Source organism: Arthrobacter melezitosi (assembly GCF_054511055.1).
The window spans coordinates 260641-274485 of the sequence record NZ_JBTNDJ010000001.1; the positions used below are offsets into that span (position 1 = coordinate 260641).

General features: G+C 70.4%; 14 protein-coding genes. 11 read left to right on the top strand and 3 right to left on the bottom strand.

The genetic code is table 11. From position 1 onward, the window contains the following. Positions 1 to 196: 196 nt before the first annotated feature. Genes paaA through ACX80W_RS01320 form a run of 6 tightly spaced genes read left to right on the top strand, consistent with a single transcriptional unit; the run spans position 197 to position 4860 of the window. Positions 197 to 1183 carry a 1,2-phenylacetyl-CoA epoxidase subunit PaaA gene (gene paaA, locus ACX80W_RS01295; protein ID WP_459279702.1) on the top strand — a complete coding sequence of 329 codons (987 nt, stop codon included), beginning with the start codon at positions 197 to 199 and terminating at the stop codon, positions 1181 to 1183. After that, positions 1180 to 1527 (top strand): 1,2-phenylacetyl-CoA epoxidase subunit PaaB, encoded by a 348-nt coding sequence (gene paaB, locus ACX80W_RS01300; RefSeq protein ID WP_459279704.1) that lies wholly within the window; start codon positions 1180 to 1182, stop codon positions 1525 to 1527. Before paaA ends, paaB begins: the two co-directional genes overlap by 4 nt. After that, complete coding sequence (gene paaC / locus ACX80W_RS01305) at positions 1524 to 2348, top strand: 1,2-phenylacetyl-CoA epoxidase subunit PaaC (RefSeq protein WP_459279706.1); 825 nt, start codon at positions 1524 to 1526, stop codon at positions 2346 to 2348. The genes paaB and paaC overlap by 4 nt, the downstream gene beginning before the upstream one ends. Before the next feature lie 5 nt (positions 2349 to 2353). After that, positions 2354 to 2890 (top strand): 1,2-phenylacetyl-CoA epoxidase subunit PaaD, encoded by a 537-nt coding sequence (gene paaD / locus ACX80W_RS01310; RefSeq protein ID WP_459279708.1) that lies wholly within the window; start codon positions 2354 to 2356, stop codon positions 2888 to 2890. 1 nt (position 2891) lies between these two features. Then, a complete protein-coding gene (gene paaE / locus ACX80W_RS01315) occupies positions 2892 to 4052 on the top strand; it encodes a 1,2-phenylacetyl-CoA epoxidase subunit PaaE (RefSeq protein ID WP_459279710.1) in 1161 nt (386 codons plus the stop codon). Between the two features lie 25 nt (positions 4053 to 4077). Beyond that, entirely contained in the window at positions 4078 to 4860 is a 783-nt protein-coding gene (locus tag ACX80W_RS01320) for an enoyl-CoA hydratase/isomerase family protein (protein WP_459280188.1), read from the top strand. Positions 4861 to 4911: 51 nt separating this feature from the next. Here ACX80W_RS01320 and ACX80W_RS01325 read toward each other — a convergent pair whose 3' ends face one another. Next, positions 4912 to 5355 carry an Lrp/AsnC family transcriptional regulator gene (locus ACX80W_RS01325; RefSeq protein ID WP_459279711.1) on the bottom strand — a complete coding sequence of 148 codons (444 nt, stop codon included), beginning with the start codon at positions 5353 to 5355 and terminating at the stop codon, positions 4912 to 4914. Positions 5356 to 5567: 212 nt separating this feature from the next. Between ACX80W_RS01325 and pdhA the strand changes: the two genes are divergently transcribed. The 3 genes from pdhA to ACX80W_RS01340 are packed head-to-tail and all read left to right on the top strand — an operon-like array spanning position 5568 to position 9267. Continuing rightward, positions 5568 to 6698 (top strand): pyruvate dehydrogenase (acetyl-transferring) E1 component subunit alpha, encoded by a 1131-nt coding sequence (gene pdhA / locus ACX80W_RS01330; protein ID WP_459279713.1) that lies wholly within the window; start codon positions 5568 to 5570, stop codon positions 6696 to 6698. After that, positions 6695 to 7783 (top strand): alpha-ketoacid dehydrogenase subunit beta, encoded by a 1089-nt coding sequence (locus tag ACX80W_RS01335; protein ID WP_459279715.1) that lies wholly within the window; start codon positions 6695 to 6697, stop codon positions 7781 to 7783. The genes pdhA and ACX80W_RS01335 overlap by 4 nt, the downstream gene beginning before the upstream one ends. After that, a complete protein-coding gene (locus ACX80W_RS01340) occupies positions 7780 to 9267 on the top strand; it encodes a dihydrolipoamide acetyltransferase family protein (protein ID WP_459279717.1) in 1488 nt (495 codons plus the stop codon). Before ACX80W_RS01335 ends, ACX80W_RS01340 begins: the two co-directional genes overlap by 4 nt. 62 nt (positions 9268 to 9329) lie before the next feature. On the opposite strand, the gene ACX80W_RS01345 is transcribed toward ACX80W_RS01340, so the two are convergent. Continuing rightward, positions 9330 to 10208 carry an NYN domain-containing protein gene (locus ACX80W_RS01345; protein WP_459280190.1) on the bottom strand — a complete coding sequence of 293 codons (879 nt, stop codon included), beginning with the start codon at positions 10206 to 10208 and terminating at the stop codon, positions 9330 to 9332. Positions 10209 to 10379: 171 nt separating this feature from the next. Here ACX80W_RS01345 and ACX80W_RS01350 point away from each other — a divergent pair, with 171 nt between their 5' ends. Further along, positions 10380 to 11855 (top strand): AAA family ATPase, encoded by a 1476-nt coding sequence (locus tag ACX80W_RS01350; RefSeq protein ID WP_459279719.1) that lies wholly within the window; start codon positions 10380 to 10382, stop codon positions 11853 to 11855. A 50-nt stretch (positions 11856 to 11905) separates the two neighbouring features. Beyond that, on the top strand, positions 11906 to 12769 hold the full coding sequence (locus ACX80W_RS01355) for an MBL fold metallo-hydrolase (protein WP_459279721.1): 864 nt from the start codon (positions 11906 to 11908) through the stop codon (positions 12767 to 12769). Here the strand turns inward: ACX80W_RS01355 and ACX80W_RS01360 are convergent. Beyond that, positions 12760 to 13716, bottom strand: coding sequence for a phosphatase PAP2 family protein (locus ACX80W_RS01360; protein WP_459279723.1), 957 nt, complete (start codon positions 13714 to 13716; stop codon positions 12760 to 12762). The two genes, ACX80W_RS01355 and ACX80W_RS01360, sit on opposite strands and share 10 nt — an antisense overlap. Positions 13717 to 13845: the final 129 nt, after the last annotated feature.

Here is a 13845-nt window from a genome sequence, read left to right on the forward strand (position 1 = left end):
CCATCTTGCCAGAACCGCCCGGGCGGGCCACGGGTGCCCCGCACCGCTGGCGGAGCAGCCCCCGGAGCCCGGTGTCGAAGGGGTGGTCCGCGGAGGTTCGGCGGGCGGAAGAAGTGTTGACGGTCACCCGCACGCCGCATATCCTGAACGAACGGTCGGTAATTATTCTTGGAACGTTCCCAGTGAGGTGGCACCCATGGCAGCACCAGCAGCGGCCCAGCCCGGCAGCCAGGACGTCGACGCCGCCGGCCAGCGGCTCTTCGATGAGCTGATCGCCCAGGACTCCCGTATTGAACCGCGCGACTGGATGCCGGAGGCCTACCGGAAGTCCCTCACGCGCCAGATCTCCCAGCACGCCCACTCGGAGATCATCGGCATGCAGCCGGAGGCGAACTGGATCACCCGTGCGCCCTCCCTGAAGCGCAAGGCCATCCTCATGGCCAAGGTGCAGGACGAGGCCGGCCACGGGCTCTACCTCTACTCCGCCGCCGAGACGCTCGGCACGCCGCGGGACAAGATGACCGAGGACCTGATCGCCGGCAAGGCCCGCTACTCGAGCATCTTCAACTACCCCGTGCTCACCTGGGCCGACATCGGCGCGATCGGCTGGCTCGTCGACGGCGCCGCCATCTGCAACCAGGTGCCGCTGTGCCGGGCCTCCTACGGCCCCTACGGCCGCGCAATGGTGCGCATCTGCAAGGAGGAGTCCTTCCACCAGCGGCAGGGCTTCGAGATCCTGCTCGAACTCGCCAACGGCACGCAGGCGCAGCGCGACATGGCCCAGGACGCCATTAACCGCTGGTACGCGCCCTCGCTCATGATGTTCGGCCCGCCCGACGACGATTCGCCGAACTCGAAGCAGTCGATGGCCTGGAACATCAAGCGCTTCTCCAACGACGAGCTGCGCTCGCGCTTCGTCGGCATGATCGCCGAGCAGGTGAAGGCCCTGGGGCTCACCCTTCCCGACCCGGACGTGCGCTTCAACGAGGGCGCCGGAAAGTGGGAGCACGGCCCGCTGGACTGGGAGGAGTTCAAGGAGGTCCTCGCCGGCCGCGGCCCCTGCAACGCCCAGCGCATGGAGCGCCGGCGCGAGGCCCACGAGGACGGCGCCTGGGTGCGCGAGGCCGCGGCGACCTACGCCGACAAGCAGGCCCGCAGGGCCCGGACGACGGAGGCGGCATGACCGGCGGATCGACAACCGGCGACGACGGCTCGACGGCGCCGGCCGCCGGGCCCGCCGAAAAGCGGCAGCCCTGGCCGCTGTGGGAGGTCTTCGTGCGGTCCTCGCGCGGACTCTCGCACGTCCACGCCGGGTCCCTCCACGCGCCCGACGCCGACATGGCCCTGCGCAACGCCCGCGACCTCTACACCCGGCGCAACGAGGGCGTGAGCCTGTGGGTGGTGCCGTCGTCGGCCATCATCACCAGCGACCCCGACGCCAAGGCGCAGTTCTTTGAATCCCCGCAGGGCAAGGACTACCGGCACGCCACCTACTACACCAAGAGCGAAGGGGTGAAGCACCTGTGAGCGAGGCCAACGCCAGCGCCACCCGCATCACCCCGGGCAACGCGCTGCGCCCCGAGGACATCGCCGCCTCGGCCGCGGTGCCCTCCCCGGAGGCCGCCGAGTACGCCCTGTGGCTGGGGGACGATTCGCTGATCCTCGCCCAGCGGCTCGGCTGGTGGATCTCGCGCGCCCCGGAGCTCGAGGAGGACGTGGCGCTGGCCAATATCGCCCTCGACCTCATCGGCCACGCCCGCTCCTTCCTCAGCTACGCCGGGCACGCGTCCGGCCGCACCGAGGACGATCTCGCCTACTTCCGCCGGGAGCCGGAGTTCCGCTCGGCGCACCTGTTCGAGCAGCCCAACGGCGACTTCGCCCGCACCATCGCCCGGCAGTTCGTCGTCTCCCACTACCAGTGGGAGCTGTACTCGCGCCTCCAGCACTCCACCGACCCCACCCTGGCCGGCATCGCCGCCAAGGCCGTCAAGGAGGTCGACTACCACCGCGACCACAGCCTCCAGTGGGTGCTGCGCCTGGCCCAGGGCACCGAGGAGTCCCGCCGCCGCATGACCGCCGGGCTGAAGCTGACCTGGCCCTACGTCGACGAATTGTTCGCCGACACCGGACTCATCGACGCCCTCGGCGACGCCGCCGTGCGCCCGAGCGGCCTGCGGGCGCCCTTCGACGCCGCCGTCGCCGCCGTGCTCGCGGAGGCCGAACTCGAGGTTCCGGCCGTCCCCGGCGCGGTCGGGGGAGGACGCCGCGGCGTCCACAGCGAACACCTCGGCTACATCCTGGCCGAGCTGCAGGTCCTCGCCCGCGAACACCCCGGCGCCTCCTGGTAGCGCTCATGGGCACCGACACCAGCACCTCCACCGCCGCGCACCGGCCGGCCGATCCCGCCGCCGCCACGGTCTGGGACATCGCCGCCACCGTCTGCGACCCGGAGATCCCCGTGCTCACCATCGAGGACCTGGGCGTCCTCCGTGATGCCCGCGTGGAGCGGGGTCCCTCCGGGACGGCCGCGACCGTCGTCATCACGCCCACCTACTCCGGCTGCCCCGCCATGGACGCCATCCGCGACGACCTGCTCACGGCCCTCAGTGCCCACGGCTACGCGGACGCCCGGGTGGAACTGGTCCTCGCCCCGGCCTGGACCACCGACTGGATGACCGAGGACGGCAAGGCCAAACTGAACAGGTACGGTATCGCCCCGCCCACCGGGAAGGCCGCCGCAGGGCCCGTGCGGGTGGGCCTGAGCGTCAAGTGCCCCCAGTGCTCCTCGCTCAACACGCGCGAGCTCACCCGCTTCGGTTCCACCTCCTGCAAGGCGCTCTACGTCTGCCAGGACTGCCGGGAACCCTTCGACTACTTCAAGGTGCTCTGACATGGCCGTTACCTTCGCCCCGACCAACAAGCGGCGCACCGCCTTCCACGAACTCACGGTGGCCGAGGTGCGCCGGCTGACCGACGACGCCGTCGAGGTCACCTTCGCCGTGCCGGCGGAACTGGCCGGAAAATATGACTACGTTCCCGGCCAATACGTGGCGCTGCGGACCACGCTCGACATCGACGGCGAGCCGAAGGAAGTGCGCCGCAGCTACTCCATCTGCGCCGAGCCGCGCCCTGGGGAAATCCGGGTGGCGATCAAGCGGGACCTGGGCGGAGTGTTCTCCAGCTGGGCCAATGAGTCCCTCAAGGCGGGGGACCGGCTCGACGTGATGAGCCCCATGGGCCAGTTCATCTCCAAGCACGAAATGACCGAGCTGAACCACCCCGAGAAGATCGACACGGCGACGCAGAACACCTTCGTCGCCGTGGCGGCAGGCTCCGGTATCACCCCCGTCATCTCCATCGCGCGCTCGGTCCTCGCCGCCGGGGAGAACGTCCGCTTCGACCTGGTCTACGCCAACAAAGCGGCCATGGACGTGATGTTCCTCGAGGACCTCGCCGACCTCAAGGACCGCTACCCGGCCCGGTTCGCCGTCCACCACGTCCTCTCCCGGGAACAGCGCATCTCACCGCTGCTCTCGGGCCGGATCGACGCCGAGAAGCTGCAGACCCTGCTGGGGGGCGTGCTGCGCACCGAGGACGTCGACGAATGGTTCCTCTGCGGGCCCTTCGAACTCGTGCAGCTGTGCCGGGACACCCTTGCCGAGCGGGGCGTGCCGGCCGAGAAGATCCGCTTCGAACTGTTCAGCACCGGCGAACCGGCCCGTCCGGAGGGCCAGACCGGGCGCCCCGTCCGGCCGGCCGACAACGGCGAGAACTACACCATCTCCTTCCGCCTCGACGGGCTGCAGGGCACCGTCGAGAGCCCCACCCACGCCCGGGAATCCCTCCTCAACGCCGCCCTGCGGGTGCGCCCGGACGTGCCCTTCGCGTGCGCCGGCGGGGTCTGCGGAACCTGCCGTGCCAAGATCGTCTCGGGCACGGTGGAGATGGAAGAGAACTACGCCCTGGAGCCCGACGAGATCGCCAATGGGTACGTCCTGACCTGCCAGGCCCGGCCCACCAGCGACGCCGTGTCGGTGGACTACGACGCCTAGGAGAGGCATGACACTGCAGGACACCATGATTTCGCTTGAGCTCAATGACGGCGTCGCCGAGATCACCCTCAACGCCCCCTACAAGCTCAACGCCCTCGACGAGCAGGCGCTCGCGGACCTGTCCCGGGCGTACGACGAGGCCGAAGCGGCCGCCGCCGACGGGTCCGTCCGCGCCCTGCTGCTGCGCGGGGAGGGCCGCGCCTTCTGCGCAGGCCGCGACATCTCCGGGGTCTCGCCGGACACCGACGACGCCGAAGCCTACCTCGCCGGGCTCGTCACCCCGCTGCTGAAGAAGATGTCCGCCTTCCCGGCACCGACCTTCGCCGCCGCGCAGGGGGCGTGCCTCGGCGTCGGGCTGGGCCTGCTCATCGCCACCGACGTCGTCTACGCCGCCGACAACGCCAAGATCGGGTCGCCCTTCGCCAACCTCGGAGCCACCCTCGACTCCGGCGGCCACTGGCTGTTCACCGAGCGCCTCGGCGCCCACCGCACCCTCGACCTGATCTACACCGCCGAGCTGATGAGCGGTGCCGAGGCCGTGCGGTCTGGCCTGTTCAGCCGCTCGCTGCCCGCCGGCGAACTCCTTCAAACGACCCGCGCCACCGCGGCCCGGGTGGCCACCGGTGCCACCGGGGCGTTCCGCGCATCCAAGCAGCTGGTGGCCGAGATCCGCGACCGGCGGCTGGGCCTGTGGGCGGCGGTGGACCAGGAGAACGCCGCGCAGGCCGCCCTGTGCCGGACGCCGGACTACGCCGAGGGCTTCACCGCGTTCCAGGAAAAGCGCACGCCCCGCTTCGCGGGACGCTAGCGGCCGGAGCGCCCCGGGCGGTGCCGGCGTTCCCGGCGCGCCCCCTGCCGGTTAACGGGTGTCGAGGTCCTCGAAGACGAGGAAGGTCTGGGTGTCCAGGACACCCGGCATCGACTGGAGGCGGTCGAAGATCACGCGGCGCAGGTCGAGGTTGTCCTCGGCGCGGACGAGCAGGATCACGTCGAAGTCCCCGCCGACCAGGGCGATGTGGTGGATTTCGGGAATCTCCCGCAGCTTCTCCCGCAGCTCGCGCCAGGAATGCTGGCGCACCTTGAGGGTGACATAGGCCGAGGACTTCAGCCCCGCCTTCACCGGGTCGATGAGCGCCGTGAACTTCGTCAGGATCCCCTCCTCGGTGAGGCGGGAAATCCGCGAATAGGCGTGGGCCCGGGAAATGTGCACGTTCTCGGCCAGCGAGGTGACCGACTGCCGCCCGTCCCGGGTCAGTTCGGCCAGGATCCTCCGGTCGACCTCGTCCAGCAGGTCATCGGCCATCCGTCTTCCTACTTCCCTGTAATCCAGCTCACACGCACGGTTTTGTCTTCGGTCCGACGCTTCAGAGGTCAATACTTCCAGACTTTGGCCATTTGGTGGATACGAAATGCGCACCGAAGTGATACTTAGGTGACACAGCATCCAAAGCTGCCCCCGCCGGTGCGCGGGTGGCGCTCCGGGCGCTGGCAGGGACGCGGCCAACGGAGGCGGAAATGACAATCCCAACGAACAGCGGCTCCACCACGGTGGAGGGCGGAGCTGACACGCGGCTGCTGCCCTCGCCGGTTCCGGTGCAGCTGATCGACCACCACGGTCAGGCCCACCCCAATGCCTGGTACGCGCTGCCGGACCCCGAAAGCCTCCTGGCCGGCTACGGGCAGCTAATCGCCGGGCGCCGGATCAACGACCAGGCCAACGCCCTGGTGCGTCAGGGCCGCCTCGCCGTCTACCCCTCCTCGCACGGGCAGGAGGCCTGCCAGGTGGCCTCGGCGCTCGTGCTGCAGGGGCAGGACTGGCTGTTCCCCACCTACCGGGACACCGTCGCCGTCGTCACGCGCGGCGTGGACCCGCTGGAGGTCCTCACGCTGCTCCGCGGCGACTGGCACTCGGGATACGACCCCTACGAACTGCACGTCGCCCCGCAGGCCACCCCGCTGGCCACGCAGCTGCTGCACGCCGTCGGCGTCGCCCACGCGGCCAAGCTCCGCGGCGAGGACACCGTGGTCCTGGCGATGTGCGGCGACGGTGCCACCAGCGAGGGTGACTTCCACGAGGCGCTGAACTTCGCCGCGGTGTTCCACGTACCGGTGGTCTTCTTCGTACAGAACAATGAATACGCGATCTCGGTCCCGCTGAAGAACCAGTCCGTGGCGCCGTCCCTGGCCCACAAGGCGATCGGGTACGGCATGCCGGGGGAGCGGGTCGACGGCAACGACCTCGCGGCCCTGCTGTCGGTGCTCGGCGCGGCGGTCGGGCACGCACGCACCGGCGGCGGGCCGGCCCTGATCGAGGCCCACACCTACCGCATGCAGGCCCACACCAACGCGGACGACGCCACGCGGTACCGGGCCGCCGAGGATGTCGACAAGTGGATTCCCCGGGACCCGATCAGCCGCCTGCGCACCTACCTGCGCGGGCAGTCCCTGCTGGACGACGCCGCCGAGGAGCGGTTCGCGGCCGACGCCGAGGCCCTCGCGGCCTCCATCCGTGCCGGCCTCAACGCCGACGTCGAGGTGGACCCGCAGGAGCTGTTCGCCCACGTCTACACCCAAAAAACAGCACAGCTCAGGGAGCAGGCCGACCTGCTGCGCGACGAGCTCTCACGCGAGGCGGTCCAGCCATGACCCAGATCTCAGAACGCGCCGCGGCCCCGGTGGAGGCGCCCGCACCCCGGCCCGCCGGCCCGGCGTCGCCCGCGTCCACCACGGTGACCTTCGCCAAGGCGCTCAACACCGCCCTGGCCGATGCCATGGAAGCCGACGGCTCGGTGCTGATGTTCGGCGAGGACGTCGGCCCCCTCGGCGGGGTCTTCCGGATCACCGACGGACTGACGGCGCGCTTCGGTGCCGGACGCTGCTTCGACACCCCGCTGGCCGAGGCCGGCATTATGGGCATGGCGGTCGGGATGGCGATGAACGGCATGCGCCCGGTGGTGGAGATGCAGTTCGACGCCTTCGCCTACCCGGCCTTCGAGCAGGTGGTCAGCCACGTCGCCAAGATGTCCAACCGCACCAAGGGCCGGGTGCTGCTGCCGATGGTCATCCGCATCCCCTATGCCGGCGGCATCGGCGGGGTTGAGCACCACTGCGATTCCTCCGAGTCCTACTACGCGCACACCCCGGGCCTCACCGTGCTGGCCCCGGCCACGGTCCGCGACGCCTACCTGATGCTGCGCGAGGCGATCGCGCTGCCGGACCCCGTCGTCTTCCTCGAACCCAAGAAGCTGTACTGGTCCAAGGAGACCGTGGACCTCGCGGAGCTGTGCCGCACCTTCGAGGAGGACTCCGCGCCCCGGACCATCGGCAGCGCCGTCGTCGCCCGTTCCGGCACCGACGCGACCCTGATCGCCTACGGCCCCTCGGTGCCCACCGCGATGGCCGCGGCGGCGGCCGCCGCCGAGGAGGGGCGGTCGCTCGAAGTCATCGATGTCCGCTCGATCGTGCCCTTCGATGATGAGACGGTGTGCGCCAGCGTGCGCCGGACCGGACGGGCCGTGGTGGTCGCCGAAGCCCCCGGGTTCGCCTCGGTGGCCTCGGAGATCGTGGCCCGGGTCCAGGAGCGATGCTTCCACTCCCTGGCGGCGCCCGTACGGCGCGTCACCGGATTCGACGTGCCCTACCCGGCGCCGAAGCTGGAGCACCACTTCCTGCCCAGTGTTGACCGGATCCTCGACACCGTCGACGACCTGCAGTGGGAGGACGGGCAATGAGCACCGACGCACTGTCCGCCGCCCTCCAGGTCTTCCGGCTCCCCGACCTTGGCGAAGGCCTGACCGAGGCCGAACTCGTTCATTGGCTGGTCAAGGAGGGCGATGAGGTCCGCGTCGACCAGCCTGTCGCCGAGGTGGAGACGGCCAAGGCCGTCGTCGAGGTGCCGTGCCCCTACGCCGGCACCATCGCCACGCTGCACGGTGCGGCGGGGGAGACCCTCGACGTCGGCGCCCCTCTGATCTCCGTGCGGGCGGCCGGCTCACCGGCCGCCGGTCCGCCCGCCGCCGGGTCCTCCCGGCGCGTGGAACCGGTTGCGGAGCCCGCCGCCGGGCCGGAGGGCGAAACCTACCGGAACGAGGAACGGGCCGGAATTTCGACGGCCGCCGCGGCCGCTACCGCGCCCGAGCCGGAAGAGGGCTCGGGCAACGTCCTCATCGGCTACGGCACCCCCGGAGGCACAACCGGCCGGCGCACCCGCGCCCGCCGGAACGCTGGTTCCCTGCGACCTCCGGCACAGTCCGCCGCGCCGGCCGCGCCGGGCCCTGGAGCCCCCACCGGGGAGCCCGCCGCGCAGGCCGTCCGGTGCATTTCGCCGCTGGTGCGCCGGAGGGCGCTCGAGGGCGGGCTGGTGCTGCGGGAGGTCGCCGGGAGCGGCCCCGACGGGCTGATCCTGCGCCGGGACGTCGACGCCGCCCTCGCCGCGCGCGGCGGGCAGCCCGCGGCCGCCCCCGGCGCGGGAAGCTCCGACCGGCCGGCGGACGGACTCGACCAGCGGTCCGGGCTGGCGGTGCTGGAGCGCACCCCCCTGCGCGGGATGCGCAGGACCATTGCCGACACCCTCTCGCGCAGCCGCCGGGAGATTCCGGAGGCGACCGTCTGGGTCGACGTCGACGCCACTGCCCTGATGGACCTGCGGGCATCCCTGAAGCGCGACGGCGGAGCCCCGGGGCTGCTGGCCTTCATCGCGCGGTTCGTCGTGGCCGGGCTGGCAAGGTATCCCGAGCTCAATACCCGCATCACCACCGGCGGGGACGGCTCCCAGGAAATCCTTTCGGTCGACGGCATCAACCTCGGGGTCGCCGCCCAGACGGAGCGCGGCCTGGTGGTGCCCAGCATCCGGCGGGCCGACCTGCTCAACGCGCGGGCCCTGGACGCCGAAATCCGCCGCCTCACCGAGGCCGCCCGTGCCGGGAAGGCCACTCCGGCCGAACTGGCCTCCGGAACCTTCACGCTGAACAACTACGGAGTCTTCGGGGTGGACGGCAGCGCCGCGATCATCAACCACCCGGAGTCGGCGATCCTGGGCGTCGGGCGGATCATCGACAGGCCCTGGGTCGTTGACGGCGCACTGGCGGTGCGGAAGGTGACCGAACTGACCCTGACCTTCGACCACCGGGTCTGCGACGGCGGGACGGCCGGCGGGTTCCTGCGGTTCGTGGCCGACGCAATGGAGAACCCCGCAAGGCTGCTGGCCGACCTGTAGCGGGCCGTTGGAGGGGCTCCGGTTGCGGCCCGGCTCCGCGGCCTCCGCCGGGCCGGGCCGGCTCAGGCGGGCACCAGCTCCGGGACGGGTTTCGGCTCGACATGGCGGATCATGCGCAGCCCGCAGTTCGCCTCCACCAGGGCGCCGAGGGTCCGGTACTGGAAGGTCTTGCTCGTGGTTCCGGGCCACCGCTGGCGCAGCAGCACGCCGAGCCGTGCTCCGTTGACCAGTCCGTCGACCAGCAGCAGTTCGGGGTCGGCGCGGACCAGCGAGAGGATGGCCTCACGGTACTCGGCCAGGGTGGGCGGCGGCGCCGGCCGCCGATCCGCGGCCACGGCCTTCACCGCGGGCGCCTTTGCCGCGGGTGGCTTGACCGCGGGCGCCCTTGCGGCGGGTAGCTTCACCGCGGGCGCCTTGACTGCGGGTGGCTCAGGGACCGAGACGATGTGGAACTCATCCGCAGCGAACCGGAGGATGCTGTTGACCGCCCCTCCATCGGGGCTCGACGTCGTCACCACGATCACATACTTGCCCAGCGCATGCAGTCGCCGCACGAGCGGAACATACCCGCCGTCTCCGCTGACCAGCACGAACACGTCGATCCACGGTGCCTCGGCGGCAACCCGGAGCGCATCCACCACGAGTTCGATGTCGGCGGCGTTCTTGATGTCCTGGCTGAAGGAGAAGATCTGGACCGGCTCGACCCCATGCCCGAGCAGTTGGCGGCGGTAGGTGCCCATCTCCGCCCGGCCCCAGTTCGCGTAGGCCTTGGCGACCGCCGTGAGCTCCCCGACCCGGCTGTCGCTGACCAGGCGGCCGATGTCCTTCAGGATCAGGCCGACCGGAACGGAGGTGGGGTGCCCGGAAACCCCGCCGTACAGATTCTCCATATCCAGGAAAACCGCAACGTTCCGTCGGGGCGGTGTTCCGCCGGGTTCCATAGTCACCTGTCCTGCTTGGAACGGAAAGAATTACCTCGGATGCCGCATTGAGGTATGTAGAAAAGTAGCCCAGATGTTTCTGGTGTGACTAGTGCAAATCACATATTCGATTCTTTATCGGCGCCGGAGTCCCACCGTCCGGGCCTTCGACGCCGCTGGTAGTCTCTGCCCATGGATGACTCAATGGGGAAGTTTCTGTCCGATTTCGCTGCGCTGGTCGAGCTGGCGCAGGCGCAGGGGCCGCGCGCTCCGCAGGGCGAGCAGATCGTCCCGGTCCTCACTGCACACCTCGGGCGCCCGGCCCATGAACTTCCGGTCGTCCTCGAACAGGTTCCCTCCCACCGCTTTGTCGACCTCGATATCGTTCTGGCCGCGGAGGCCGGAAAAGACCCGGCCGCCCGCCTGATCGGAATCGGTGGAGGAGACCAGCGCCACCACCTGTCCCTGAGCGACATGCTCCAGCAACAGCAGTTCTTTCCGCGGCTTCCACTCTCCCAACCGGACTACATGAACGTAGCGGTCGGGCCCGACGCCCAGCGGCAGGCGGTGGCCCTGGGCGTCCGGCTGTTCACCCGCGCCGGGGTTCCGCTGGCGGTCCTCCAGCGCAGTGCCAACCCCCAGTACGGCCGGGTGGCCGCCTCACTCGAAGTCCTTTGCCCGGACCCGGAAGCCACCGACGGGTTCCTCGCCGAGCTGCGCCGCCAACTGCAGAGCGACAGCGTGCTCAAGGGCCAGGTGATCTCCCTGACGCTGGAGGAGTACGGCCAGGGCAGCGCCGGCGTCACCTTCCACCACCGGCCGGCCCTTGACGAGTCGGACGTCATCCTGCCCGCCGGCCTCCTCGGGAAGATCTCCGACCACGCGGTGGGCATCGCCGCGCACCGCACGGCCCTGAAGGCGTTGGGGCAGCACCTCAAACGCGGAATCCTGCTGTACGGGCCGCCGGGAACGGGAAAGACGCACACGGTGCGCTACCTGCTCGGCCGGGCCGAAGGGACGACGGCGATCCTGCTCTCCGGCGGGACCCTGGCCTTCGTGGGCGAGGCTGCACGGATGGCCCGCGCCCTGCAGCCCTCGGTGGTGGTCCTTGAGGACTGCGACCTGATCGCCGAGGACCGGAGTTTCGGGCACGGACCCCAGCCCCTGCTGTTCGAGGTGCTCGATGCGATGGACGGGCTGGACGACGACGCCGACGTGACCTTCGTGCTCACCACCAACCGGGTGGACATGCTTGAGCGGGCACTCGCCGAGCGTCCCGGCCGGGTCGACCTGGCGGTGAACATTCCGTTGCCGTCGGAGCTTGAGCGCATCGAACTGCTCCGCCTGTACTCGCGCAGGATCGGTTTCAGCGAGGAGGCGCTCGCCGCCGCCGCCGGGCGCACCGAGGGGACAACGGCCTCCTTCGCCCGGGAGTTGGTGCGCCGGGCGGTCCTCGGTGCACAACTGGCCGGCACCGAAGTTTCCGACGCCCAGCTCGAGGCCGCCGTGACGGAATTGATGGCCGACGGCGCCGCCCTGACCCGCAGCCTCCTCGGAAGCCGTCCCAGCCAGGATCCGGTGCCCGGGCAGGGGCTCCCGCCCGGACCCGGGTTCTTCCCGGGTCCGGAGTTCCCACCGGGGAACTGGTCGGCGTACGGGGGATCATGATCGCCCGGGCCTCCTAGACTGGAGGTCCATCGCCAACGGGAGGGAAACCCTTGTCTGCTGAAACCGACGTCCCCGGGCCGGCGGCCGGATGGCGGGAGCTTGCCCCCGGCATCCGGGTCCTCGTCCTTCCCGGATTCGCCACGAACATCGGCTTCGTCCTCGGATCCGAGCGCGGGTTGGTCATCGATACCGGCGCCGGGCCCCGGCAGGCGGAGCAGATCCTCGGCCGGATCCGTGAGCTGACGGACCTGCCGCTCACCGCCGTCATCACCCACGCCCACGGTGACCACTACTTCGGCAACGGCTACCTGGCCGCGCGCGGCGTCGAACAGATCTGGGCCACCTCCCGCTGCAGTGAAGCGATGCTGAGCGACGGCGGGCGGCAGCGTGCCCTCGTCTCCGCGGTTGAACCCGAAATGGCGGCCGGCGACGGCGCGCACACAGGGCTGGTGGCAGCGAACCGGCTGGTCGATGGGAAGCCGGTGGACCTCGACCTGGGCGGCATCCAGGTGACGCTGTTCCATCTCGGGCGCGGGCACACCGACCACGACCTCCTCGTGGGGGCCGGCAACGTGCTGTTCACGGGTGACCTCGTCGAAGAGGGCGCCGACCCTGCGTTCGAGGATTCGTTCCCGGCCGATTGGATCCGCACTCTTGGGAAGATCGCGGCGCTTGAGGACCTCTACGACATCTTCGTTCCCGGCCACGGTGCGCCGGTGGATGTCCGCTTCGTCGGGACGCAGATGGAGAAGATGCGTGCGGCCATCCGGGTCACCAAGATCGCCATGGACGAGGCCTCGATCGATATGACCAAGGCGGTTCCGCTCCTGCCCTACGGCCCGGAACGTTCCCGGGTGCTGCTGGACAGGCTGCGGACGCTCGCCCACTGGAAGTGGCTTGCCCGTCAGCCCTGACCACCGGGCCGCCGCGCGGCGGCCCGCCGGGGCGGACTCCCGGTGAGGCGGGCCTGGGCGGTGAAGAGCCAGCCGGCGGCCCCGGCCAGGGTGAATCCGGTGCCGACGATCGAGCAGAGGCCCGCCCAGAAGAACAGCGGCACGCGCGCGGTGCCGGGGACCGGCGCCGGCCCGATCTGTTGGACCGTCACGTAAAGCAGTCCAGAGAGTACGAGGCCCATCAGGCCCGCCACCCAGCAGAGCGCGAGCCACCACCGCGAGGACGCCCAGTGCCGGCCGAAGCCGGGCCATACGTTCCACTCGTTCCCGGTGCGCATCACCAGCAGGCCGCCCAGGAGCGTCCACGCCCCGACGACCAGGAGCGCGGCGATCACATCGGCCGGACGGTGCCACAGGTTGAGGAAGGTCGCGGCGCCCGCGAGGACGGAATAGATCCCGCCGCCGGCCGCCACCAACGGGCGCCAGCGCGGCGACGATACGAGGAAGACGGCCGCCACGGCCGAGGCCGCCAACGTTGTATGCCCCGACGGTAATGAATTGAAGTCGAGGGTGGGCACCCCACGGTCCGGCCGGTCCAGGACCAGGTTCTTGAGGACCTGGGTGGTGAGGTTCGCCCCCGCCATTGCGCCGAGGGCAATCGCGGCAGCGGCCCATCTCCGCCGCACCAGGGTGACGAACAGGAGGGTCGCAGCGGCGATGACGACCGAGATCAGGGGCAGGTTGTCGAGGAACCGGAGAAACGGCAGCGCACCGTCAGGGGCGGCGGTGTCGGCTTCCGCCCACGCCGATTCATCCGCGAACTGGCCGGTGGTGGTGCGGACGAACAACCAGTAGATCCAGCCCAGGGACGCGAAGCACGCCGCGGCTCCCAGGATGAACAGCTGCGGGCTGCGGGCCGCCCTGGCCCGACGACGGGTCCACCGAAGGGGTCCTCGTTGCAAGGTCATCCATCAACTGTTCCACATTCGGCTGGGAGTTCCGGAATCCACGCCCGCCCGGTCGCCGATCCCGTCGAGCATGCAGATAACCACCGTTTGCCGGGGGAGAAGCGTGGTCGGCTGCAGTGTCGGCGGGAG

Bases quoted from the DNA above. Each gene is read 5' to 3' on its own strand.
- ACX80W_RS01335 (WP_459279715.1), top strand. From the start codon at position 6,695: ATGACCCAGATCTCAGAACGCGCCGCGGCCCCGGTGGAGGCGCCCGCA.
- ACX80W_RS01360 (WP_459279723.1), bottom strand. From the start codon at position 13,716: ATGACCTTGCAACGAGGACCCCTTCGGTGGACCCGTCGTCGGGCCAGG.
- paaD (WP_459279708.1), top strand. From the start codon at position 2,354: ATGGGCACCGACACCAGCACCTCCACCGCCGCGCACCGGCCGGCCGAT.
- paaA (WP_459279702.1), top strand. From the start codon at position 197: ATGGCAGCACCAGCAGCGGCCCAGCCCGGCAGCCAGGACGTCGACGCC.
- pdhA (WP_459279713.1), top strand. From the start codon at position 5,568: ATGACAATCCCAACGAACAGCGGCTCCACCACGGTGGAGGGCGGAGCT.
- ACX80W_RS01325 (WP_459279711.1), bottom strand. From the start codon at position 5,355: ATGGCCGATGACCTGCTGGACGAGGTCGACCGGAGGATCCTGGCCGAA.
- ACX80W_RS01345 (WP_459280190.1), bottom strand. From the start codon at position 10,208: ATGGAACCCGGCGGAACACCGCCCCGACGGAACGTTGCGGTTTTCCTG.
- ACX80W_RS01320 (WP_459280188.1), top strand. From the start codon at position 4,078: ATGATTTCGCTTGAGCTCAATGACGGCGTCGCCGAGATCACCCTCAAC.
- ACX80W_RS01350 (WP_459279719.1), top strand. From the start codon at position 10,380: ATGGATGACTCAATGGGGAAGTTTCTGTCCGATTTCGCTGCGCTGGTC.
- ACX80W_RS01340 (WP_459279717.1), top strand. From the start codon at position 7,780: ATGAGCACCGACGCACTGTCCGCCGCCCTCCAGGTCTTCCGGCTCCCC.
- paaB (WP_459279704.1), top strand. From the start codon at position 1,180: ATGACCGGCGGATCGACAACCGGCGACGACGGCTCGACGGCGCCGGCC.
- paaE (WP_459279710.1), top strand. From the start codon at position 2,892: ATGGCCGTTACCTTCGCCCCGACCAACAAGCGGCGCACCGCCTTCCAC.